Annotated in this window: 22 protein-coding genes and 1 tRNA gene; 9 read left to right on the forward strand and 14 right to left on the reverse strand. The window is 65.3% G+C overall.

Annotated elements, in window-relative coordinates:
• Positions 1–7: 7 nt before the first annotated feature.
• Positions 8–295, forward strand: a complete 288-nt coding sequence (locus CAFEA_RS00480) for an RNA-binding S4 domain-containing protein (protein ID WP_063938696.1) — start codon at positions 8–10, stop codon at positions 293–295.
• Complete coding sequence (locus CAFEA_RS00485) at positions 295–978, forward strand: VOC family protein (protein WP_063938697.1); 684 nt, start codon at positions 295–297, stop codon at positions 976–978. Before CAFEA_RS00480 ends, CAFEA_RS00485 begins: the two co-directional genes overlap by 1 nt.
• On the opposite strand, the gene CAFEA_RS00490 is transcribed toward CAFEA_RS00485, so the two are convergent.
• From CAFEA_RS00490 to CAFEA_RS00520, 7 genes are read right to left on the reverse strand one after another with little or no spacing between them, the layout of a single operon-like run.
• Positions 975–1,622 (reverse strand): hypothetical protein, encoded by a 648-nt coding sequence (locus tag CAFEA_RS00490; RefSeq protein WP_063938698.1) that lies wholly within the window; start codon positions 1,620–1,622, stop codon positions 975–977. The two genes, CAFEA_RS00485 and CAFEA_RS00490, sit on opposite strands and share 4 nt — an antisense overlap.
• Positions 1,616–3,496 (reverse strand): M13 family metallopeptidase, encoded by a 1,881-nt coding sequence (locus tag CAFEA_RS00495; protein ID WP_063938699.1) that lies wholly within the window; start codon positions 3,494–3,496, stop codon positions 1,616–1,618. Before CAFEA_RS00495 ends, CAFEA_RS00490 begins: the two co-directional genes overlap by 7 nt.
• Positions 3,489–4,340, reverse strand: coding sequence for a cutinase family protein (locus tag CAFEA_RS00500; protein WP_063938700.1), 852 nt, complete (start codon positions 4,338–4,340; stop codon positions 3,489–3,491). Before CAFEA_RS00500 ends, CAFEA_RS00495 begins: the two co-directional genes overlap by 8 nt.
• A gap of 4 nt (positions 4,341–4,344) precedes the next feature.
• Complete coding sequence (locus tag CAFEA_RS00505; RefSeq protein WP_253705016.1) at positions 4,345–7,533, reverse strand: arabinosyltransferase domain-containing protein; 3,189 nt, start codon at positions 7,531–7,533, stop codon at positions 4,345–4,347.
• Between the two features lie 10 nt (positions 7,534–7,543).
• On the reverse strand, positions 7,544–9,373 hold the full coding sequence (locus CAFEA_RS00510; protein ID WP_063938702.1) for an arabinofuranosyltransferase: 1,830 nt from the start codon (positions 9,371–9,373) through the stop codon (positions 7,544–7,546).
• Between the two features lie 20 nt (positions 9,374–9,393).
• Entirely contained in the window at positions 9,394–10,038 is a 645-nt protein-coding gene (locus CAFEA_RS00515) for a response regulator transcription factor (protein WP_063938703.1), read from the reverse strand.
• A complete protein-coding gene (locus CAFEA_RS00520) occupies positions 10,035–10,712 on the reverse strand; it encodes a sensor histidine kinase (RefSeq protein WP_063938704.1) in 678 nt (225 codons plus the stop codon). The genes CAFEA_RS00515 and CAFEA_RS00520 overlap by 4 nt, the downstream gene beginning before the upstream one ends.
• Positions 10,713–10,804: 92 nt before the next feature.
• Here CAFEA_RS00520 and CAFEA_RS00525 point away from each other — a divergent pair, with 92 nt between their 5' ends.
• Both CAFEA_RS00525 and CAFEA_RS00530 read left to right on the forward strand, forming a co-directional pair.
• On the forward strand, positions 10,805–11,470 hold the full coding sequence (locus CAFEA_RS00525; RefSeq protein WP_063938705.1) for an ABC transporter ATP-binding protein: 666 nt from the start codon (positions 10,805–10,807) through the stop codon (positions 11,468–11,470).
• Positions 11,467–12,843 carry an FtsX-like permease family protein gene (locus CAFEA_RS00530; RefSeq protein ID WP_063938706.1) on the forward strand — a complete coding sequence of 459 codons (1,377 nt, stop codon included), beginning with the start codon at positions 11,467–11,469 and terminating at the stop codon, positions 12,841–12,843. Before CAFEA_RS00525 ends, CAFEA_RS00530 begins: the two co-directional genes overlap by 4 nt.
• An 82-nt stretch (positions 12,844–12,925) precedes the next feature.
• Here CAFEA_RS00530 and dprE2 read toward each other — a convergent pair whose 3' ends face one another.
• Genes dprE2 through CAFEA_RS00545 form a run of 3 tightly spaced genes read right to left on the reverse strand, consistent with a single transcriptional unit; the run spans position 12,926 to position 15,358 of the window.
• Positions 12,926–13,690, reverse strand: a complete 765-nt coding sequence (gene dprE2, locus CAFEA_RS00535) for a decaprenylphospho-beta-D-erythro-pentofuranosid-2-ulose 2-reductase (RefSeq protein WP_063938707.1) — start codon at positions 13,688–13,690, stop codon at positions 12,926–12,928.
• Between the two features lie 12 nt (positions 13,691–13,702).
• Complete coding sequence (gene dprE1 / locus CAFEA_RS00540) at positions 13,703–15,100, reverse strand: decaprenylphosphoryl-beta-D-ribose oxidase (RefSeq protein ID WP_394326890.1); 1,398 nt, start codon at positions 15,098–15,100, stop codon at positions 13,703–13,705.
• A gap of 21 nt (positions 15,101–15,121) precedes the next feature.
• Positions 15,122–15,358, reverse strand: coding sequence for a hypothetical protein (locus CAFEA_RS00545; protein WP_034996843.1), 237 nt, complete (start codon positions 15,356–15,358; stop codon positions 15,122–15,124).
• Between the two features lie 25 nt (positions 15,359–15,383).
• Between CAFEA_RS00545 and CAFEA_RS00550 the strand changes: the two genes are divergently transcribed.
• On the forward strand, positions 15,384–16,166 hold the full coding sequence (locus CAFEA_RS00550; RefSeq protein WP_063938709.1) for a hypothetical protein: 783 nt from the start codon (positions 15,384–15,386) through the stop codon (positions 16,164–16,166).
• An 11-nt stretch (positions 16,167–16,177) separates the two neighbouring features.
• Positions 16,178–16,606 carry a GtrA family protein gene (locus CAFEA_RS00555; RefSeq protein ID WP_253705017.1) on the forward strand — a complete coding sequence of 143 codons (429 nt, stop codon included), beginning with the start codon at positions 16,178–16,180 and terminating at the stop codon, positions 16,604–16,606.
• Here the strand turns inward: CAFEA_RS00555 and glfT1 are convergent.
• Complete coding sequence (glfT1, locus tag CAFEA_RS00560; protein WP_063938710.1) at positions 16,593–17,495, reverse strand: galactofuranosyltransferase GlfT1; 903 nt, start codon at positions 17,493–17,495, stop codon at positions 16,593–16,595. The two genes, CAFEA_RS00555 and glfT1, sit on opposite strands and share 14 nt — an antisense overlap.
• A 72-nt stretch (positions 17,496–17,567) precedes the next feature.
• Here glfT1 and CAFEA_RS00565 point away from each other — a divergent pair, with 72 nt between their 5' ends.
• Positions 17,568–18,533: a putative endonuclease domain-containing protein gene (locus CAFEA_RS00565; RefSeq protein WP_063938711.1), complete on the forward strand. Its 966-nt coding sequence runs from the start codon at positions 17,568–17,570 to the stop codon at positions 18,531–18,533.
• Positions 18,534–18,635: 102 nt separating this feature from the next.
• Here the strand turns inward: CAFEA_RS00565 and wzt are convergent, their stop codons facing one another.
• Both wzt and wzm read right to left on the reverse strand, forming a co-directional pair.
• Positions 18,636–19,424, reverse strand: a complete 789-nt coding sequence (wzt, locus tag CAFEA_RS00570) for a galactan export ABC transporter ATP-binding subunit Wzt/RfbE (RefSeq protein WP_063938712.1) — start codon at positions 19,422–19,424, stop codon at positions 18,636–18,638.
• 17 nt (positions 19,425–19,441) lie between these two features.
• Positions 19,442–20,353 (reverse strand): galactan export ABC transporter permease subunit Wzm/RfbD, encoded by a 912-nt coding sequence (wzm, locus tag CAFEA_RS00575; protein ID WP_063938713.1) that lies wholly within the window; start codon positions 20,351–20,353, stop codon positions 19,442–19,444.
• A gap of 81 nt (positions 20,354–20,434) precedes the next feature.
• Between wzm and CAFEA_RS00580 the strand changes: the two genes are divergently transcribed.
• Positions 20,435–21,646: an aminotransferase class V-fold PLP-dependent enzyme gene (locus tag CAFEA_RS00580; RefSeq protein WP_063938714.1), complete on the forward strand. Its 1,212-nt coding sequence runs from the start codon at positions 20,435–20,437 to the stop codon at positions 21,644–21,646.
• Here CAFEA_RS00580 and CAFEA_RS00585 read toward each other — a convergent pair.
• Positions 21,643–22,578, reverse strand: coding sequence for an NAD(P)H-quinone oxidoreductase (locus tag CAFEA_RS00585; RefSeq protein ID WP_063938715.1), 936 nt, complete (start codon positions 22,576–22,578; stop codon positions 21,643–21,645). The genes CAFEA_RS00580 and CAFEA_RS00585 overlap by 4 nt on opposite strands.
• Positions 22,579–22,609: 31 nt before the next feature.
• On the opposite strand from CAFEA_RS00585, the gene CAFEA_RS00590 reads away from it, so the two are divergent.
• A tRNA-Ser gene (locus tag CAFEA_RS00590) sits at positions 22,610–22,697 on the forward strand.
• Positions 22,698–22,729 lie beyond the last annotated feature (32 nt).

The raw sequence follows: 22,729 nt of genomic DNA on the forward strand, positions 1-22,729 counted from the left end.
AACCTGCATGCATATCGACGTGCCCATTTCCGGCGACACGATCAAACTCGGACAATTTCTCAAGCTCGCTAACCTCGTCGAATCCGGCGGCCACGCGAAGGAGGCCATCAGCGCCGGCGAGGTCACCGTCAACAACGAGGTGGTCACCTCCAGGGGGCATTCGCTTATCGACGGCGATACCGTCGGCCTCGGAGAAGATTCAGCCACGGTAGTAGTTGACGGAGACGACGGCGACTACTTCGACGAACGCACCGCCAACGACGATTTCGACCCCGAGAAGTGGAGGAACCTCTAATGCCCGCATTTGAAGGCAAAGACGGCATGCCGTTCTGGCAGGACCTGGTCACCCAGAACCAGCTCAAGTCCACCCACTTCTACTCCGATCTGCTGGGCTGGGAGATTGTGGACGGCACCGCCCGCAAAGAGGGCCTGCCGGTGGCGGGCATCGTGCCGGCGCAGATGGACATGTGGGTCACGTCGTTTATCGGCAGCCCGGACAACGTGGAGAAGCTGGGCGGCAAGGTGCTCAGCTCCGACGATTCCGTGGTGCTGTGCCAGGACCCCGCCGGCGGCCTGTTCGGGCTGAAGGAGCCGGAGGAGCGCTTCTTCGCCGCAGGTGAGCCGGGCGTTCCGGCGTGGTACGAGTACTCGGCTCCGAGCATGGACGCCATCGACTTCTACGGCGAACTGTTCGACTGGGAGATCCGCGAGGAAGACGGCTACTTCATCGCGCTGGAAGAAGGCGCGCCGTTTTTGGGCATGTTCGTCGGCGAGCACGCCCAGTGGTTCAGCTACTTCGGCGTGCGCGACGTGGACGCGGCCTGCCGGCAGGTGGAAAACCTCGGCGGTGGGGTGGAGTTCGGCCCCGAAAATGGCACCGCAGGCGTGCACGACGCTAACGGCGCCCAGTTCTTCCTCTCCGAGGTCGACGAGCCCACCTTCGACGAGGTGGACGAAGCAGAGTCCGTCCTGGGCTAGAGCGCCTCAGCGGCGTCTGCGACCCGGCGGCGAATCTCCGCCGGCGTGGAGATGAACCCGTCGGCGTAGTACTCGGTGCCCTCGAGGCCGGATCCCTTCCGCACCTGCACGAACGCAGGTTTGGTTGGCTGCGCGGTGGGGAAGGTGGCGATGTAGCGGGGGGCTGGCGGGAGCGAAACATCCCCCAACGCCCACACCACCTCGGCGCCGACCAGGTCCACTGCTTCCGCTGCATCTGCCACCGAGTCCACATCCAGGATCGTGGTGCCGGACAGCTCCGCGGCGGCGGCTACGTCCGGGCGCCAGAGCATTTCCTTGGCGTTGGCGGGGCCGTCCCAAAGCGAGACTGCCCACCGGCCGTTCGGCTCCGACGGGCGGAACACCGCGCCCAGCTCGTGGGGCTCCACCGCGACCCCGCCGGCCCACTTCGTGGCGGGCAGCGCATGGTCGACGGCGGTGCCGAGCATGAGCATCGCGGCGTGGGTGATGCGGTCCGGCAGCAGGGCCAGGTAGTTCGGCCCGTCCTCGTAGGTTGCGTGAATGTAGGACGCAAGCTGCTTCAGCTGCAGCTCCGGCGGCATGTCTCTTTTCACGCCGCCGACGTTGAAGTCCGGGTCGCCCTGTTCGTTGATGTGCTCTACCAAATCGTCACCCTGTCCTCGGGATCGATCCACATCGTGGACCCCTGTTCCACTTCGAACGCCTCGTAGAATTCGGCGATGTTCGCGGCAATCACGTTGCAGCGGAACTCGTTCGGCGCGTGCGGGTCGATGGCCAACAGCTGCGCGGCCATCTCCGGGCGCGCCTTGGAGCGCCACACCCGCGCCCACGCCAGAAACAGGCGCTGGAAGCCGGTGTACTCGCCCTCAAGGTCGCCAAACTTCTGCGGCTGAACATCCTCGAGGCTGTTGTCATCCAGGTACTTCTTGTACGCCACCACGGCGATGCCCAGGCCGCCGAGGTCGCCAATGTTCTCGCCGAGGGTGAACTCGCCGTTGACGCCCTTCGTTTTCGTGCCCTCCAGCACGGACGGCACCAGGCCGTTGAACTGGCCGACCAGCTTGGCGGTCAGCTGCTCAAAGTTGGCTCGGTCCTCGTCGGTCCACCAGGAGTTGAGGTTGCCCAACCCGTCGTAACGCGAGCCCTGGTCGTCGAAGCCGTGGCCGATCTCGTGGCCGATCACCGCGCCGATCGCGCCGAAGTTTTCCGCGGCGTCAGCGTCCGGGTCGAAGAACGGCGGCTGCAGGATCGCGGCGGGGAAGGTGATGTCGTTGACCACCGGGTTGTAAAACGCGTTGACCGTCTGCGGGGAGGAAACCCATTCCTGCCGGTCAGAGGCTTTGCCAATCTTGGACAGCTGGTAGTCGTGCTCGAACGCGGCGCCGCGGCGCACGTTGTCCACCAGGTCCTCGCTGAACTCCAAGCCGTCGTAGCTGCGCCACTTCTCCGGGTAGCCGATCTTGGCGTTGAACTGCGCGAGCTTCTCCAGTGCGCGCTGCTTCGTCGGCTCGCTCATCCACTCCAGCTGCTGGATGCGGGAACGGTAGGCGGCGATCAAGTACTCGACAAGCTCCAGCATCTTCTCCTTGGATGAGGGCGGGAAATGCTTATCCACGTAGCTGCGCCCGATATCCTCGCCAACCAAGCTCTCCGCGAGCCCCACCCCACGCTTCCAACGGTCGCGCTGCTCGGTGGCGCCGCTCAACTTCTTTCCATAGAACTCGAAGTTGGCCTCGCCGATCTCCTCGGAGAGCACGCCGGCGCGGGAGCGCAGGATGTTCCACGCGGCCCACAGCTGCCAGTCCGCCAGGGTCTCGCGGCGCAACATGCCGTCCAGGTCAGAGGTAAACGACGGCATCATGTTGACGACTTTGCCGGAGAGACCGGAGGCGCCCAGAAGCGTGCGCACCAAAGGCGGCATCTCCTCGAGGTCGGTGGGGTTGTAGGTGGCCACCGCGTCGCGCGCCTTGACCACGTCCCAGTGGCTCGCGGCCAGCTGAGACTCCAGGTTGACGATGCGCTCGGCGGCGATCTGCGGGGTCAGGCCCTGCAGGTACTTCGGTTCGAGGAAACCGAGCATCTTCTCCACGTGAGCCTTGTACGCGGCGAGGGTTTCGGCGTGGTCCTCGTCGCGGTAGTAGGCCTCGTCCGGCAAGCCCAGGCCGGACTGGAAAATGTAGGCCACGGACTCCTCGCCCTGCGAGTCCTTCTCCACCCAGTAGCTCACCGGCCCGCCAATGCCGACGCGCTCCAGCTCTCCAAGGCCGCGGACGAATTCGTCGACGTTTGCGACCTCGATCTTGGCTAGGTCGGGGTCAAGAGAGCTGATGTCGCCGGGGTTGTCCATGAAGGACTTGAACAGAGTGCCGCCGAGACCGGTGCCGTCCTCCAGGATGGCGTGGACGTCTTCTTCGGATTTGTCGCGCAGGACGTAGAACGCGCCGTCGATGCCGCGGTCAGCGGGGATTTCGTGGGCGTTGACCCACGCGCCGTTTACAAGCTCAAAGAGGTCATTCATGCCCCAACTCTACGGGAATTTGGATGGGGGCTTGGGACTGTTCGATGATCCAGTTGCTGGCCTCTTGCTGTTGCGCCAGCGTGTAGCCGCCGTGGGAGCCGATGTCGAAGAAGATGCCCAGTGACTTCAAGCCGAGCGCGCGGAACAACACATTGAACTCGGCGAGCGGTATCCGGCCCGCGGCCAGGTTGGTGCGCATAGCGGGGGCCACCAGGCCGCGGTGCGACTCCTGCATGGAGCACACCAGGTCGTCGCCGCGGCAGATCTCCAGCACGCGGGGGCCGAGCACGCCGTAGCCGTCCGGGAGCGAGCCCAGCGAACCGCGCGAATGCGGCGACGTGCCAGCGGAGAGCACCGCGCCGTTGCCCCCCTGGTGCGGGTTGGCAAACAACGCCACGCCGGAAACGCGCTCCGGTTCGATCGGGCCGCGGCCCGCGGCGATGTCGCTGGTGATGGTGGCAGCGATGTCCGCGCCCAGCGAGTAACCGGTGAAGCTGAACTTCGCGTTAGGGCACACGTTGGCCAGCCGGGACACAGTGTTGCGTGCGCGCTTGAGCCCGCCCGCCTTGGACTTCTCGTACTCCGAAGTGGCAAACGGGGTGGAGGTGTAGGACACCCACAGCGGCTGGATCTCCCCGCCGGTGCCGAGGCGGGTGAGCATGCCGGTCATGAACACGTTGCCGCCGTGCGGAACGTAGTCCGGGATGCCCTCTGCCGTGTTGCCACCGCCCGGCACCGCGATCAAGTAGTGCGCGGCGCAGCTCTGCTGGGCCTGAGCCTGAACGGGTGAGGCCACCAGGGAAAACAGCAGGACAGCTGCGGCGGTGACTTTGGGCAGTTTCATGGCGTTATTCCTCCGGGTCGCGCACCTTCATCGGACCAGGAGTGTACAGGCCCCACCGGGTGGTTTCAGCAATGTCCACCTGCGCCAGCGCAGGCACGTCGCCGGCGGAGTTGGTGCGGCGTGTGTACTTGGCCACAGAGCCCCAGTCGCGCTGCCAGTCGCCCTTGAGGTAGCCCGGTACCTCGTAGGAGGTGTTCACGGCCTCCACCGGGGCGAGCGAGCCGCCGCCGAGGAAGTCCATGAAGCCGGACAGCTTTGCCTTGCCCGGGGCGTCCGGCATGATGCGGTACTCCGGGATCTCGTCTACGCCCGCGTGGTGGTAGAAGGGGCGCTGGCAGGGGTATTGGAACGCCACGGTCCAGTCCAAAAGCCCCGGGGTCTCCGAGTCGAACATGGTGTTCAGCTCCACCAGCTTCGGGTTGCGCAGCGGGGTCACCGCCACCCAGTCCTTCTCCGCCAGGGATGAGTCCTTGGCCACCAGGCGCACCACGTTGGCGTCCTCGGGCAAGTCTGCGATTGGGTAGCGCAGGTTGCGCCACTGCGGGGTCGGGCCCTGGTCCAGCATCTCCACCGCGCCGAGCTTCTGCACGCCGCCATCTGTTTTCCGGCCGTACTGCAGCTCCACCTCGCTGCCCTCTTGCTCGATGCCGTTGATGTCGTGGTGCTCGATGCGGCCGGCCACGGACGCCACCAGCAGCGGGCGCTCCTCGGAGGCGGACGGCAGGTCGAACCAGGAGGTCTCCAGCTCGGCAGACTGCGTCGGCTCGTCCTCGAAGGTGCCCAGCACCGGCACGCGGGTGTAGTCCAGGCCGAACGGCAGGCGCACCGTCGAGCCGTTCACACCGCGCATGGAACGCGGGCGGTTGCCCTGCGTGTTCACGCGCGAGGTGGACTGCGCCTCGTCGGAGCCCGGGTCCACGTCGGCGGTGTCGTCGTCCTGCACCTGCTGGTTGCTCGAATCAGAGGTGTCGGCGTTTTCAGACGCGATGAAGGCAGGAACTCCGTCGGGGTGGAACCCGTAGTTGTCGCCGGAATCTAGAGAGCGGCCGAGCGGGACGCCGTCGATAGGCGAAAGGAATGCGTCGTTGGTGTCCTCCTCCAACAGCACGTCCGCGCCCTGGGCGCAGTGCTCGCCCGCGAAGGTGCGCACGTTGCCCATGCCCACGGAGTAGTCCGGCGCCTGGGAGATGAAGGACTTCACAAACGTCAGGCAGGACAACGCCACAATCAGCGCCGCCGCAACGGCGATGGGGGCGGACATCACACCGGCCCAGCGGGAGGCGTCCACAGGCTTCGGCGGGCGCATGGACTGCACCACGCCCACCACGAACACCACAAGCGCGATGGCCAACACAATGGTGTTGAACTCCACGGCCTTCAGCTGCGGAGTGCGGTCCCACCACGGCACCGCGTAGGAGGACACGTACCACCAGCCGTTCCAGCCCGCCAGCGTCAGGGCCAGCAGGAACAGCACCGCGGCCGTGGCAAAGGAGCGGTTGCGCTTGGACTGCAATGCGATCCGCGAGAGCACCACCGAGCCGTAGGCCGCGATCGCGGCGCCAAGACCGGCGTAGATGCCGAAGTGGTGCGTCCACTTCGTCGGCGTGAACATGAGGAAGAAGGTGGAAAAGCCGATGATCAGCATCATCCGCTGTGCGGTCTTGGTCCTTTCGCCGCCGCGGGCGAGCCACCACAGGGTCAGGCCGATGCACATCAAGAGCACAAACATGGGGAAGCGGCGCGCCAGCGAGCCGTCCACCGTCTGCTCGAACAGCACGGAGTAGCGGCTCCACTCCTCAAACCAGCTCATTGCGGGGCCCACCTCGGAGCGCACCGCGGTCGCCTCCAACACGGTGGCCAGCGTCTGGTCCTTGAACACCGGCGCCATCACAGCCATGCCCGCGCCCATAAACGGCGCGACGTTCGCAAGCGTTGCCTTTCGACGCCCAATGGTCCCCAACACCCAGGGCAAAGAAATCAGGAACACGCCGACTGCCGCCAAACCGGTCGGGCCGCACGCCAGAGTCAGCGCCGCCACGACGGTGCCCCACGCGGCGGGGACCAGGCGGTCGGTTTCCATGGCGCGCTCGAACAGCGCCCACGTGGCCATCAGGCCGAAGGCGATGATCGGCTCCGGGCGGGTGCCGTTGTTGTACGGCAGCCAGAACGCCAGGAACACCAGCGCCGCCGTCCAGTGGGCGACCCTTCTTTGCGCGATAGCGGGGCCGAGCTTCGGCAGGATCTCGCGGGAGAGCAGCCACCACGTGCCCAGGCCCGCCAGCAGCGCCGGCAGGCGCATCCACATCGACGCCGTGCTCACCTGCGACAGCAGCGCGAGCAGATCGTAGAACGGGGAGCCAAACGGGGCCTCCGGCACGCCGTACCAGCGGTAGTAGTTGGCCATGTAGTCCGTGTTGGCGGCCACGCGGGCCATGGTGAGCAGGTAGCCGTCGTCGGAGGTGTTGGCGCCGAAGACGTGCCAGAAGCCGAGGACGGCGGCCACGAGGCCGTCGAGAGGCTTGAGCCCCTGGCGGCGCAAACGCGGCGCGGGGCGGTCCATCTTCCGTAGCGCGGCCAGGGAGATCAGGGCGCTGATCAGGCCGAGCACCATCGCCAGCGTCTTCACCAGCGTCGGCTGGGAGGTGAAGCGGGAGTTGATGTCCACGTTGGCGGACAGGCCTGCGTCGATAAGCTGCTGCTCATCTTCGAGCTCGGTGTAGATGCCGGTGAGCTGCGGGCGGTAATCCTCATCCTCGGAGTATTCGGTTCCCGGGACCTCCACGGTGGTGGAGTCGTGGGTGAGGGTGGCCTTGAGCTGTGCATCGTCCGGCAGCTTCGCCACCTGCGCCGGGGTCAGCTGCAGCAGCACCTCATTGAGGGAGCTGACCACCAGGCCGCCGTCGGGCGAGGTGACAAAGAAGCCGCGGTCGCTGGCCTTCGGGGAGCCTTCGGGCAGGGTGCCCAGAAGCAGCGACTGGCCGTCGCGGAGCTCGTCGATAGCTTTCAGTGGAACGGTGACATCGAGCTGTTGCGGCGCCAGCGAAATCAGCGGGGCGTTGACGGACGCCACCGAGTTATTCTGCGGCCACGACACGGAAGATTCCGTCTGCTTGACCGGCAGAAACGGTACGAGCAACAGCAGGACAAACGCGATCAAACCCGCGACAGTCGCGGTGGTCTGGACTCTTTTCACAGCGGACACCTTACTTCCTTACCGCCACAGCAAACGGGCCGAACTGCTCGACGTCCCAGTCCTGCTCAAATGCGTCTGGGTTGAAGAACAGGCCCTCGTAGCGCACGTTCGGCTGGCTCGGGTAGATGTCGTGCGCGATGTGCGTCTTCAGACCGTCTTTGCCGTTGTCGCGGAACACGAACGCCACCGGCGGCTCCCACTTCGAGTTGTCTACCGCCTCAGTGAACTTCTCCGGGTCGGCGTAGGAGATCTCCGCCCACTGCTTCAGCTCGTCGTTGCGGTGCTCGAACTCGCCCACTGGGTTGGCGTAGTGGCTGGTGTAAGCGTTAAACGCGTAGAAGGGATGGAACGCCATGAAGTTGATCTCGTCGGTGTAGATCACCGCGTCGTTCTTCATGTGGCCGTGGGCCTCGATGAAGTCCGCCATCTCCTGGTAGTAGCGGCCCGCGTCCGGCGGGAAGCGGTCCGCGCGCTCGCCGTTGCCGTCGGTGTCGGCGTAGGCCTGGTCGATGTAGTCCTCGTTTTCCACCGGGATGTTCTGCACCATCTGCAGCGCGCCCACCGCCAGGACCGCGGCGACGGCGGTGGTGTACTTGTTCAGCCCGAACTCGGAAATGGCAATCACGCCGAGGGTGGCAAACAGCGCCACAATCAGCACCTCAAGGCGGAAGCCCAGCAGGGAGGTGCCCAGCAGAGTGACCGCCATCGAGGCCAGCGCCCACAGGTAGCACACGCCTATCGACGCCCCAAGGGCCGCCAACTCAGGCTCCTTGATCCTGTAAATCAGGTAGATCAACCCGATCATGGACAAAAGCCCGATCAGCGAGAACGACAAAAACGGCAGCGGGAAATACGTGCCCTCGATGGGCAGGAAGTGGTTCGCGGTGGACTCCAGCTGCTCGTCGCCGGTGAGCACGCGCCAGACGTACGGGCCCCAGGAGATCGCGGCGATGGCCAGCGAGCCAAGGCCCGTGACCAGCAGGTGCACCAGCGGCTTGACCGAGTGCTTGGTAAAAGTGTGGATGACGGCCAGCACCACCATGGTCAGCGCCGCAATCGCGGTGAACAGCGTGTAGAAGCTGGCGGAAATGCCCAGGTAGACGGCCAGCGCAATGGTGGACGCCCACGAACCGTTGACCGCCCGGTACGACATCACGGCTGCGGCTGGCACGAACATGGCCACCACCGCCGCGTACGGCTCCTCCGGCACCTCCGTGAGCACGACAGCCGTGGTCACGGTGGCGATGGCGAGGGCGGTGGGCAGCGAGCCAGTGAGCCTGCGCCACACCGGCGTGAGCATCGCCGCAGCCGCCGCCAGCGTCGCGATCGCGAACGGCTGGTACACCTCCCAGCCTTCCATGCCCAGCACGTTGGCGGTGCGCCCGCCCAGCCAGAACCAGCCCATGGGGTAGAAGGTGGGCAGGTCCTTGTACGCCATGTCCGCATGACCCAAGTTTTCCGTCATGCGCGACAGGAACTGGGTGCGGAAACCCTGGTCCACCTGGATGCCGTCCAGGTACAACCGGGTCGCGCCCAGCGGGATACCGATGGAGGACACCACCAGCCCCGCCGGCACCAGCGACATCACGGCGGAGGAGACCCAGGGCTTCTTGCCTTTGGTCCACAGCACGGCCAAAACGACGCCGATGCCGATGCACACGAAGGAGGCGGCGGTGGCCAGCGACCTGGTCACCATCGACGTATTAAACGCCGGCAGCGAGATCTTGTGCAGCACGAACCAGGCGGCCAGGGCAATCACGCCGCCAGCGAGCCCGGCCGCGACAGTGCGGACAGCAGTCTGCCCGACCGACAGCTCGTCAGGGTGGTAAGCGGTAGTCATGCGTAACAGTTTCGCATACGCTACCCAACTCCACGTTCTGCCAGGTACATCAGGATTGCCCGTACTCGACGGTTGTCCTCGTCCGGGGTGAGACCCAGCTTGGAGAAGATACTGGAAACGTGCTTCGCCACCGCCGCGCCAGAGAGGAAGAGTTTCTCGGCGATCTGCGCGTTGGACAGGCCCTCCGCCATGTGCTCGAGTACCTCCATCTCGCGCGGTGTGAGCGTGGTCAGCCAACGCGAGCTCGCGGCCATGAGAGCGCTGGCCACGTCCGGGTCGATAACCACACCGCCGGTCGCCACGGTTTCGCACGCCTGGATGAAGTCTTTCACTTCGGCCACGCGGTCTTTGAGTAGGTAGCCGGTGCCGCCGTCGCCGCCGGAGAACAACTCCCGCGCGTAGGCGGGCGCGACGTACTGCGAGAGCACCAGTACGTTGACCGGGCCCTGCTTGCGTAGCGCCAGCGCAGCTTGGAGGCCATCGTCACGCATGTTCGGCGGCATCCGCACGTCCGTGATCACCAGGTCGGGCGCATGCGTATCGACGACCCCCTGCACCTGATCCGCGCTGCCCACCTGCGCCACAACCTCGTGGCCGCGCCGGGTGAGCAGGCCGGCAACACCTTCCCGCAGCAGTGCGGAGTCGTCCGCGACGGCAATCCTCACGGCACAATCCCACTTTCTCCCCGGAACAACAGCAAAGGAATACGCGCGGTGACGGTGGTTGGCCCGCCGTCAGGCGAGTGAAGTTCCAGCTCGCCGCCGAACGCCGCGACGCGCTCCTGCATCCCGTCGAGCCCGCCGCCGGGGGTGATGCGCGCGTTGCCGCCGCCCTGGTCGGTGACCGAGATGTTCAAGGTGTGGTCGCAGGTCACCAGCACGCTGACCGGTTGCTGTGGTGCATGCTTCGCGGCGTTGGTGAGTGCTTCGGCGGCGAAGAAATAGGCGGCGGCGGTGACGGAGTCGTCGATACGCGGCAGCGCGTGCGGCGCGCGGACCGTGACGTGCGGACCGTACTGCGCGGCAGCCGTCTCGATAGCGGCGATGAGCCCGTGGTCCGATAGCTCGCGAGGGTGGATGCCGCGCACGGTTCTCCTGAGTGCGTCGAGGCCGTTGTGGAGGTCGCGCGCGGCATCGTCGAGAAGTGGCGAATCGACGTCGAGCCTGGCCTCGCCGAGCTTCATCGCCGCGGCCACGAAGTGCTGCTGCGCGCCGTCGTGCAGGTCGCGCTCGATGCGCAGGCGCTCCACCTCGTACGCCTCGGCAATCTTGCGCCGCGACGCGGTGAGCTGGTGGATCTTCGCCGCCGCCCGCTGCTCGTGGTTTATTCTTCGCCGCATGTCCGAAAGCGTAGCGGGGTAGAGCTAGCACTACCCATATTCGGGAGTCAGGGCCATAGTGCTTAGCCACGACCATCTGTGAGATAGAAACCATGCTTGAACTCAGAGACATCACAAAGTCATTCCCCCAGCAGCGGGTCCTCGAAGGCATCAGCCTGACGGTGGGCGACGGCGAATCCGTGGCCATCATGGGGCCTTCGGGCTCCGGCAAATCGACCCTGTTGCACTGCATGTCCGGCGTGCTCGTACCCGATCAGGGCGAGGTGCTTTTCGACGGCCAGGATGTGTCGGCAATGAGCGACGCCGAACGCTCGCGCCTGCGCCTGGAGCACTTCGGCTTCATCTTCCAAGACGGCCAGTTGCTGCCGGAGCTGACCGCCACCGAAAACGTTGCCCTGCCGCAGATCATGCGCGGGGTGTCGCGGTCGCAAGCACACGACGAAGCCATTGACATGCTCACTCGCCTAGGCCTGGGTGCCTATGTGGACCGGTACCCGGGGCAGCTCTCCGGCGGCCAAGGGCAGCGCGTGGCCATCGCGCGTGCCTTGGCCGGGCCGCCGTCTGTAGTGTTCGCCGACGAGCCGACGGCGGCACTGGACCAGGCCACCGGCCACGAAGTCATGCAGCAGATCGTGGCCGTGTGCCAGAAGTTCGGTGTGACACTCGTGGTGGTTACGCACGACCCGAAGATCGCCGACTGGTGCAGCCGCCGTGTTGAAATCCGCGACGGCCTGATCCACTCGGAGGTGGCGCGATGAGTGCGGTGACGTTGATGCGGTCGGCGGTGTCGCAGACAAACGAAGGGCGCTCGCAGCGGCAGATCGGCGAGCGCTGGGTGCGTGCGTTGTCGCTGGTTGCGGTGACGGTTGCGACCTGGATGCTGTGCACCCTTATGGGCGGCACCTGGATGTTCGTGGCGCGCAACATGCACCCGCACGAGGCGCTCGTAGAGGTCGATCCGATCTCACTGGCGTATGTGTTCCTCGCTCTGTTTGCCAGTTTGCTGCTGGTGCCCAGCTTGTTGGGACTGCTTACTCAAGCTGCGCGAGCAAATCTAGGCGGGCGCGAGGAGCACTTAGCGGTGCTGCGTCTCATCGGCGCGACGGCTGGTGAGGTACGCGGGATGATGATCCTGGAATCGCTGCGCCAGGCGCTTGTCGGGCTGGTGCTCGGCTCGGTGCTGTACGTGGTCACGTGCCCCGCATGGAGTCTGCTGACGTTCCAGGAAAAGCGTGTCGGCACCTGGGAGATCTTCACTTGGTGGGTCATCCCCGCCGCGTGGATCGTGGTGCTTGTCCTGGCCGCGTGCTCCGTGTGGCTCGCGTTGCGACGAGTCGCCGTTACCCCACTCGGCGTGACCAAGAAAATCCCGCCGAAGGGCCAAAGCTGGGTCACGCTGGCGCTGTCGGTAGTTGGTGCGGTGCTGCTGTACCGCTACCTGAGTTCGCTAACCATCGCGCCGGAGGCAGACGCGTTGGAATTCGTGCCGGTGCTCGTCGTAGCCGGCGGCATCCTCACCGTCAACGCACTGATCGCCGTCGGCATCATCCAGCTGCTCGCGCGGCTGAGCTACCGGGTCCCCGGGGCTGCCAACTACGTGGCCACGCGCCGGGTGGGCCGGGGTGCCAGGACCACATGGAAACGCGTGACCGCGCTCTACTTCGTGGCGTTCATTGGTAGTTACGGTACTTGGGTCTCTGCCATCCCCTCGTTTGAAGAGGACCCGGTGATCAAGATGATCACGGGTGATATTCCCTCTGGCGTGGTCATCACCGTGGTCTTCGCGGCGGTGCTGATGGTGTCGTCCACTTTGCTCACCCAGGTGCTGAGTGTGGTGGAGCAGAAGCAGCTGACCAAGTCGTTCTACTTCATCGGTGCGCCCGCAGCCTTCCACACCAAGGTGGCTGTGCGCGAGGTCGGCATGCCAATGCTGGTGGTGGCGCTGCTCGGGTTCGGGATGGGCAGCCTGATGGGCACCGTCATGGTCTTGGTCCACGTCAATGTGATGGACAAGTTGGTGCTGTTCGGCGCGCTCGTTGTGGTGGCGCTGATCGGTTGCGTCCTGGCGGTGCTGGGGACCGGCCGGTTACGCGAGAAGGTGCTGCTCGGGATGGGCCGGGCGAAGGACTAGGTGGTCCTGACACTTTCAGGCAGAAAAATTCAGCCGCGATCCGTTAGCGGGGACGGGTCGCGGCTGAATTATGCGGGCAGTACTAGAAGTTCAGCTTGCTCATGATCGGCGCCGGGATGGCCTTCAGCACCAGGGAGATGGGGCCGAAGAGTTTGTGCACGAACACGGAGGGCTTTCCGGCCAAGGCAGCTTCGACGGCAGCCTCGGCGACGTCTTCCTTGTTCACAGTGAGCGGGGCTTCATCCAAGCCGTCGGTCATCTTGGTGCGTACCTGGCCGGGGCGGACCACGGTGACGGTCACGCCGTCGTCCTTCAGGGCCTCGCCGAGCTGCAGGTAGAAGCCGTCGATGCCGGCCTTGGAGGCGCCGTAGACGAAGTTGGAGCGGCGCACGCGCTGGCCCGCCACGGAGGACAGGGCGATGATCGTGCCGTGGCCCTGGCGCTTCATGTGCTGGCCCAGCAGGACGCCGACGGACATCGGGGCGGTGAAGTTGGTCTGCGCGGACGCGACTGCCGCTGCCTGGTCCTGCCAGAGCTGCTCTTGGTCCCCGAGGGTGCCAAAGGCGACCACGGCGACATCGACGTCGCCGTCTTCAAACGCGGCGTCGATCACGGCCGGGTGAGCGGCGAAATCGAGCGCATCGAAGTCCACGAGGCGCACGTGGCCCGCGCCGGCTTGTTGGACGGCCGAGATCGCGCCGTCGATACGCGGGGAGTCCTTGCGCGCACACAGGGTGACGGTGGGGTTGCCGCCGCGGGAGGCGAGCTCGGCGACGATGGCGAGGCCGATCTCGCTGGTGCCGCCGAGGAGCAGGATGTGCTGGGCTTGGCCTACTGCATTCAACATGGTCGGTTCTCCTTAGTTCAGCTCGAGTCGGCGGGACATGTCGGACGCGAACACGCCGGTCGGGTCGATTTCGCGGCGGGTCTTCAGCCAGCCGGGCAGCCCCGGGTACATGGCGTGGAACTTCTCGGCGGAGGTGCGGGACTCCTTAGCCAGGTAGAGGCGGCCGCCGAACTGCATGACCTGGTCGTCCAGGCGGTCCAGGAACTCGTTGAGACCCGGGCGGATAGGAAAGTCCACGCACACGTTCCAGCCCTTCATCGGGTAGGACAGCGGCGCCTGGTTGCCCTCGCCGAACAGCTTGAACACGTTCAGGGCGGTGTAGTGGCCGGAAGCCTGGATGTCGTAGATGATGTCCTTGAACGGCTCCACGGCGTCGGTGGGCACGACGAACTGGTACTGCAGGAAGCCGGCCTTGCCGTAGCCGCGGTTCCACTCGCCGATCAGATCCAGCGGCTGGTAGAACTGCGTGAGGTTTTGCACCTGGTTACGCGCGGGCGAGCCCATCAGGTAGTACGCCTCGCCGATGGCCATCAGCGACAGCTTGTTCATGGTCCAGGACGGGAAGATGTCCGGCACCGTCATCAGCTGCGGGGCGTTGAACTTCAGCGGGTCCTTCGCCAGCTTCGGGGCGAGCTCCTTGAGCTGGTCCAGGGTGGCCAGGGACCCGCGGGAGATGGTGGAGCGGCCGGTCTTCGGAGGCGCGGAGATGGCGTCGAACCAGGCCGAGGAGTAGGTGTAGTTCACCTCGGAGCCGTCGGAATGCAGCGCGATCGTCTCATCCAGGGTGTCGGTGCGGTCGGTGTCCGCGATGAAGTAGGCGGTTTCCGTGAACGTCATCTGGATGCGGGCGCGCAGGATGATGCCGGTCAGGCCCATACCGCCGACGGTGGCCCAGAACAGCTCGGCAGTTTCGCCCGTCGGCTCGAGGTGCAGCACGCGCCCGTCCGCGACCAACAGCTCCATGGAGAGCACGTGGTCGCCGAAAGAGCCTGCGGAGTGGTGGTTCTTGCCGTGGATGTCCGGGCCGATGGCGCCGCCGATGGTGACCTGGCGGGTTCCGGGCAGCACCGGGACCCACAGGCCGTAGGGCAGCGCGGCCTTCATCAGCTGGTCCAGGGTCACGCCGCCGTCCACGTCGACGATGCCGGTGTCCGGGTCGATGGAGTGGATGCGGTTCAGCGGGGTCATGTCCACGACGAGGCCGCCGCCGTTTTGGGCGGGGTCGCCGTAGGAGCGGCCCATGCCGCGGGCGATGACGCCGCGGCGCTTATGCTCTGGAAGCTCGGAGTTTTCGTCGGCCACCTGCTTGACAGCCTGGGCGATCGTGTCAACGTCGGCGGTGGACAACACCTGTGCGGTAGAGGGGGCGGTACGGCCCCAGCCGTAAAGGGATTGGGTTGTCAGTTCCATGCCCATCACCCTACGCCGGAATCACAGATCCATGATGCTACGAATCTCCGCGGGGAGCTCTTCTTGGCTGGAAATCACAGGTTTGCCGGCGGCCTTGTGCTCGCGCAGGATCTCGTAGATGCGGGTGCGTCCCTTGGAGTCCACGAAGGGCAGTTCCTCCGCCATGAGGCGGGCCATGAAGTCGGACAACGGAGCGTCGATACGCTGTGCTGCCTCGTGGATCGCGTGCGGGTCGTCGCCTTTGTAATGCTTCCTCATGGAAAGAAAGCCTATATTGGGCGCCATGTCCAGCACCCTCTACCGCTCAGACCACCTCGCGCCGGTGATCCGCCTCACCGAGCGCCGGGCTGGTGCGACGCTGCTTGTGCGCGTCGGCCTGGTCTCCGATGAGGTTGTGTACCGGTGGGTGGGCATCGACGAGGACGCGACCATCGCGGAGTGCTGCGAGATCGTGGGGGAGGTCTTCGGCGTCGAGGATGTGGGTGCGGATGCGCCACAGGGGCGTTTGCTTTGCGACGTCCTAAAGTCCCCCGGCGAATCCACCCACTTCTCCCACGGCTTGTGGTCTTTTGAAATGCAGTTGGCCAACGTGTACCCGCGCGACGAGTCCACACCGCCGTCCGTGTGCGTGGCGGGCTCCGGATCGTTCGGCGCGGCGCCTTTCGACATCCGGGCAGTCAACGCCCGTTTGATGGGAGAAGTCGAGGTGCCGGGGCTGCGCGCCGAGGTGCGCGAGTTCATGGCGCGTGCCCGCGGGCACGACTTCGCCCCGTTGATGCAGGCGCTGGATGTGGGGGCGGGGAAGCGGATTGCGGCGCTGCCGGTGGAGGCCGGGCGGTTGGAAAGAGACGCCTTCTGGTCCCTGGTGTTCGCGCTGACCTGCTGCGCCGGAGGGGAGACCGCGCACATCGCCGAAAGCATCTTCGCCTCGCTGGGGCACGGGGATTTGGGCATCGGGGAGATTCGGGCGCTGTGCGCTGAATCGCTCGCTTCGCTGGATGAAATTGGCGGCGAAAGGGCCCCGGCGGAGATGCTGGATATCTACCGCCAGCTCATGCGCGGGTAGGGTATTCGCCCGTGGCTTCAAGTTCTACCCTGAAACAGCAGCTCGTGCCCTTCCTCTTGGTCGGCGTCGGCTGCGCCGTCCTCGACTTCGGCATCACCTACACCCTGGACGTGCCGTTGGGGTGGCAGCGCGACTTTGCCAAGGCCGTCGGCTGGGTCTTCGGCACCCTCGCCGCCTACGTGCTCAACTCCAAGTTCTCCTTCCAATCCAAGATCAACGCGAAGAAGGCCGGGGCAGTCTTCGTGCTCTACGCGGTGACCTTCGCGGTGCAGATGGTGCTGTGGCGCGTGACGGACTCGCCGCTGACCTCGCTGGGCCTGGTCAACCCGTGGAAGAACGTCGTGTCCTTTGTCATCGCCCAGGGCGTGGCCACCGTGGTCAACTTTGAGCTGCAGCGGCACCTGATCTTCCGCGAAGCCAAGAAAACTATGGCCGCCTAAAGTCCTCTTTAGCCCCGCGGCGCAGTAGCTTCAGCCACTGGTAGAAGCCCTTCGGGTCCTTCTTCTCCAGCAGGAAGAACCAGCCGAAGCGGACCACCTCCTGCAGCTGCATCTTCTTCATGCCGCGCTGGTTAATGATGTAGCCGCGGTTGCGGTACGTGAAATACCGCTTGGTGGGGTTGTTGGGGAACTGCGCGTGCGCGCGGCCGCCCATGATCGGGTGGAACTCGCCCGAGCCGTCCGGGTGCAGGTAGAACGTGGTCAACGCCGTGCCGTAGGGGAGGCCGGATTGTGCCAGGCGACGGTGGTACTCCACCTCGTCGCCCCGGATAAACAGGCGGTAGTCCGGCACACCGATGCGCTCCATCGCCTCCGCCGAAATCAACGCGCCGTTGAACAGGCTGGCGTACTGGGGTAAAAAGTCGCCCTTTAATTGGTCCACGCGGCGGTGCCAGGTGGTGCCCTGCCTTAGGGGGAACGCCAGCTTTTCGGGGTCGTCGATGTTCGCCACCACCGGGGAAACCTCCGCCAGCTGGTGCTTCTCGGCGGTTCGGTAGAGCTCTTCGAGGACGGTGTGGTCTTTCGGGCGGCCGTCGTCGTCCGCGCACCAGATCGCGTCCGCGCCCAGGGCCAGGGCGTGCAGGAATCCGTAGGCGAACCCGCCTGCGCCACCCAGGTTGGTTTTGGACGGCAGGTAGACGGCGCGGTCGGCCGCGAGGTCGTCGAGAAGCTCCCGCACCTCGTCTTGCGCCCCGTTGTCCACCACAATCACCCAATCCACCGGGTGCGTCTGGTTAACCACCTGTTCCAGCGAATGTTTCAGCAGGTCAACGCGGCGGTGGGTGACAATCACGGCGGCGGTCGTGCCGTTCGGATTCAACGCAGTCATGCCTTTATTGTGCCCGAGGGATCCAAACGCGCATTCTTCACGTCTAAGTAGGCATGGCGAATTTGTGACGGGATGAATGTCGACTTCGAGCCGGTACTCACGCACGAGAGCCAGCGTGTGGCCGGGACCAACTACAGGCGGGTAAGCGGGCGACGGTATCTGGCTGAGCACCACTGCCGGGAGGCGTGGTTGGTGGATCTTTCCTCTCGCCACCACCCGCGCCGGGTGCACTATTGGGGACCGGCCGCCGCCCGAGCTGTCGCGCACGCGGTTGAGCGGCCCGGGTCCGTGCTCGGCGGGTTTTCGGCGTTGGCGGTGTACGGGATGCCGTTTCTAGTGGAAGGGGCGGATACTGTGTTGTTCTCCGCCACCGCGAAAAACCAGGTGGGCGGGGAGTTCTCGCCGACGGTGCGGCGGCCTTCTCGTGCCTCGTTCAGCGCCTGGGTTCTGGTTCACCGAGGGGTGTCTTTCCGGGCTGCGTCGCCGGTCGACGCATTGGTCCAAGCGCTGCAACAGGTGAAAAAGGGCGAACACGGTTGGGACGTTGTGGGGGTCGCCGGGTGGTCGCCGCAGGAGCTTATGGCTCTCCAGCTCATCGACTGCGCTCGTCGGTTCCTCGGCATTTCATTGCGGGACATCCACGACGGTGCGCGGGGGAGAGTGGATGCGCGGTGGCTGAAACGGCTGCTGGCCTGCAGCAGCAGCCGCGCCGATTCGCCGAAAGAAACCGAGATGCGTCTGTTGGTCAAGGAATTGGCCGCTCGCTACGGATACACCGTGGAAGAGCAGGTGCCATTTATTGTTAACGGGAGGATCGTCACGGTTTTCGATTTGGCTATCCCGGAGTTGAAGATCGCCATCATGTACGACGGCGCCCACCACCTGGAATGGAAACAGCGTAAGAAGGACTCTTCCATCACCATCAAGATGACCGCGGCAGGGTGGACGCCTGCGCGGTGCGCCTCAGAGACCATGTTTGAGTGTCTCGAGCTCATCGAGGACATCATGCAGAAAAGTTCACGCGGTCAGCCCGTCTGAGTGAACTTTTCCGCATCGCGCATTTTTCGGCCTGGGGAAAGTGAACTATTCCGCATGCCGATGTAGACGGATTCATCGGCGTGTGAATTTTTCTGCAGGGGGCTATTCCCCGTGGAAGCGCTCGACCAGCTCCGCGACGTACTCGCCGGTCTCGGGGCCCTCGTAGGCGCCCACGACGTCGGCGACCAGGCCGGCTTCGCGGATCTCGCCCTTGTCCACCCACAGGGCGGTGTTGCACAGCTGGGCCAAAAAGTCGTTGGAGTGGGAGGCGAAGACCAGGATGCCGGACTTTTTCACCATCTCGGCGAGCCGGACGCGGGCTTTGGCCATGAAGGCGGCGTCGACGGCGCCGATACCCTCGTCCAACAGCAAAATCTCCGGCTCGATGGAGGTGACCACGCCCAGCGCCAGGCGGACTCGCATGCCGGTGGAGTAGGTGCGAAGCGGCATGTTGAGGTAGTCGCCGAGCTCGGAAAACTCGGCGATTTCGTCCATCTTCGCCTTCATCTGCTTGCGCGTCTGGCCCAGGAACAACCCGCGGATGATGATGTTTTCGTAGCCGGAGATCTCCGGGTCCATGCCCACACCCAGGTCGAAGACGGGGGCGACGCGGCCGCGCACGTCGGCGACGCCGCGGGTGGGCTCGTAGATACCGGACAGCAGGCGCAGCAGGGTGGACTTGCCGGCGCCGTTGTGGCCGACCAGGCCGACGCGGTCGCCTTCCCTCAAATGAAGGTTGATGTCGCGCAGCGCCTCCACGACCACGGTGTTGGAGGCGTTCTGGCCGATCTTGCCGCCCGCGGAGGACATCACGGCCTTCTTCAGGGAGCGGGATTTGGCGTCGAAGATGGGGAAGTCGACGCAGGCGTTGTAGGTGTCGATGGAAACCATGTGAAACTCCTAACCTCCTAAACCCAGTACGGCACGCGGAAGCGCCAGCGCTTCATGGCCAGCAGGGTGATCAGGATGCCGGCAACGGTGCAGGCGAGGACGATGCCCCAGTGGTAGGCGGCCAACGGTTCGTCGATAAGCGGGGCCCTCACGATCTCGAGGTAGTGGTAGAGGGGGTTGACCTCGGCGAGCATGGCGCGCTGCGCGACCTCGCCGCCTTGGTCTTTGAGGGTGCGGGTGGTCCAGACGATCGGGGTGACGTAGAAGAGGAGCTGCACCAGGGCCTCGAGAAGCGGGGCGACGTCGCGGAAGCGGGTGGCCACCATGCCGAAGAACATGGCCACCCACACGCCGTTGACCACAAGCAGCGCCAGCCCGGGGATGAACAGCAGCGTGTGCAGGGTCAGCGGGATGCGGAAGATCAACACCAGCAGCAGCCAGATCACCATGTTGTGCGCCAAAAACAGCAGTTGGCGCCACACCAGGCGGTAGACGTGCACCGACAGCGCGGACGGGAGCTGTTTGATCAGCCCCTCGTTTTCGATGAAGACGTTCGCGCCGTCCTTGATGCAGCCGGAGAGGAAGCCCCAGACGATGAAGCCGACGGTGACGTGGGGGAGAAACTCCGCGACGTCGATCTGGAACAGCATGGAGTACAAAAGGCCCAGCGCCAGCGACATCACGCCGGTGGCGATGGTGATCCAGAGTGGACCGAGGGTGGACCTCTTATACCGCTGCTTGATGTCTTGCCACCCCAGTTGCAGCCAGAGCTCGTGCTGGCCCCAGCCGCGGATGAGGTCGTCGAACGCGCGCCGGAAGGTCTTGGACTTCGACGGCGGCGTGTCTTCGCCCGGAGGGCTGGTCATGCGGGCGACGTCTTGGCGCAGCTGATCTTCGTTGTGCACGCAGATCACCCTAGTGCACTGCATTTGCGCACCCGAGCTGGCGGTGTGCGCCGTGTCGGACAGGCGTGCATAATTGGGGCATTCTTGCCTGAAGGGAGGTCGGCCGTGGCGTATGACGTGTGGGGAGTGCGTGGACTTTACACATCGCTCGGTAGCGGCTGGACGTACCTGAACGCCCACACACAGCCGCAGGTGCCGGAGAAGGTGGCGACGGCGGTCTCGCGAAGCTTCCGCGGCGCGGCGCTGGTGCCGCCGCCGGAGCCGGTGCTGGGATCGCACTCGAAGGAGGCGTTGGGCCAGCCGGAGGGCGTGCAGTACCCGGAGATGGCGCGGGTGGCCATCGCGGACCTGACCGGTGTGGCGACGGACCAGGTGGTGCTGGGACCGAGCGTGTCTGCGCTGTACTCGGCGCTGGTCAACGCGATGAAGCCGATGCTGCGCCGCAATTCCTCTATCGTGCTCAACCCGCTGGACCGGCCGCATTTGACCAAGCGTCTGCGGCGCGCCGGGCTGGATGAGGCGTGGGCGCAGGCGGACCTGGCCACCGGCGATCTGCCGGCGTGGCAGTACAGCGAGATCGCGGACGGCTCCACCCGCCTGGTATCTGTGCCGGCGGCGCACGCGGAGCTGGGCAACGTGGTGCGCGTCGCCGACATTGTGGAGGCGGTGCGCGAAAGGTCGAGGGCGTGGGTGCTTGTGGACGCCACCGCGTACGCCCCTTACCGGCCCGTTGACCTCGAGGCATGGGGTGCGGACGTGGCCGCAGTGGACATCGCTCAGCTGGGCGGGCCGGACATCGCCGCGCTGATCTTCCGCGACACCGCCATGTTCAAGCGCCTTGACATGGACGCGCTGGACCTGGAGGTCTCCCAGGGCTTGGCGGGCGCGGTGCCGGCGGTGGTGGACCACTACGCCTCGCTGGTGGAGGGTTTCTCTGGCCGTGCGACCCGCCGCAACCGCTTGAAGTACTCCCTGGACGCGACCACCGCTTATCTCAACGGCCTGCGGGATGACCTGCACACGTTCTTGGGCACCCTGCCCGCCGTGCACATCGTTGGCGTCAGCGGCGAGGCGGCCGCGGACGCTCGCGTGGAGCGCATCCCGCGCCTGGCGTTCGGCGTGACGGGAGTCCCCAGCGAAACTGTGCTGCAGCGGCTGCTTGCCAACGGCATCGTGGCCACAAAGACGTGCGCCACACCGCTTCTCGACGACATGGGCGTGGCCGACATGGGCGGCGCCGTGACCATCGCCATGTCGCCGTTTAACACCCAGAACGACATTGAGCAGCTGGTGCGGACGGTGGCGTCTTTGGCCTAGACCGTCAGGATGAGTTTCCCGGTGTTGTCGCCGGAATCCAGGTGCTTGTGGGCTTTCTTGGCGTCTTCGAGCGGGAAGCGCGCGGAGATGTTTGGGGCGATCTTGCCGGACTCGATCAGCGGCCACACATTTTCCACCGTGGAGGAAACAATCGCCGCCTTCATCGGGCGCGGCCGTGCGCGCAGGGTCGTGGCGGTGACGGAGAGGCGACGCGGCATCATCCGCCCCAGCGACAGCGTGCCTTTCGGCCCGCCCTGCACCGCGATGACGATGAGGTGCCCGTCCGTGTTCAGCGTCTTGATGTTCTGCTCCAGGTACGGCCCGCCAACCACGTCCAGGATCGCGTCCGCCCAGCCGGGCAGCTCCTCGGCGAAGTCCTGCTCCTTGTAGTTGATCAGGATGTCCGCACCGAGCTCGCGGCAATACTCGAGCTTTTCTTGGCTGCCGGCGGTAACGGCCACCTCGCAGCCGAGCGCCTTGCACATCTGGATGGCAAAGGAGCCGATGCCGCCGGCGCCGCCGTGGATGAGTACGCGGTCGCCTTTGGAGATCCCGGCGATCATGCCCAGGTTGGACCACACCGTGCACGCCACCTCGACCACGCCGGCGGTTTCCTCAACCGTCAGGCCCTTTGGGATGGGTGTGAGCTGACCCTCCGGCACTGCGACATACTCGGCGTAGCCGCCGCCGGCGAGCAGGCAGCCGACCTCCTCGCCTTCCTTGCGGCCAGTCGTGCCCGGGTCTGTGATGATTCCCGCGCATTCCAGACCCATAATCTCGGACTCGCCTTTCGGCGGCGGGTACTTCCCGGCGGCTTGCATCAGGTCGCCGCGGTTTACGCCGGCGGCCACGACCTTGACGAGGACTTCGCCGTCTTGCGGGGTGGGCCTTTGGGCGTCGTAAAGCATGAGCTGTTCACTAATTGCTTTCATGCGGTCAGGCTACGTTAGACTGCTCTGAGTTGGAGACGTGGCAGAGTGGCCGAATGCACCGGTCTTGAAAACCGGCGAGGTTTATCCCTCCGCGGGTTCAAATCCCGCCGTCTCCGCCAACTACTTTTTGGGGGCCTTTGCTTATCGACGC

The sequence above is a fragment of the Corynebacterium afermentans subsp. afermentans genome (assembly GCF_030408355.1).
In the GTDB taxonomy this organism is placed as follows: domain Bacteria; phylum Actinomycetota; class Actinomycetes; order Mycobacteriales; family Mycobacteriaceae; genus Corynebacterium; species Corynebacterium afermentans.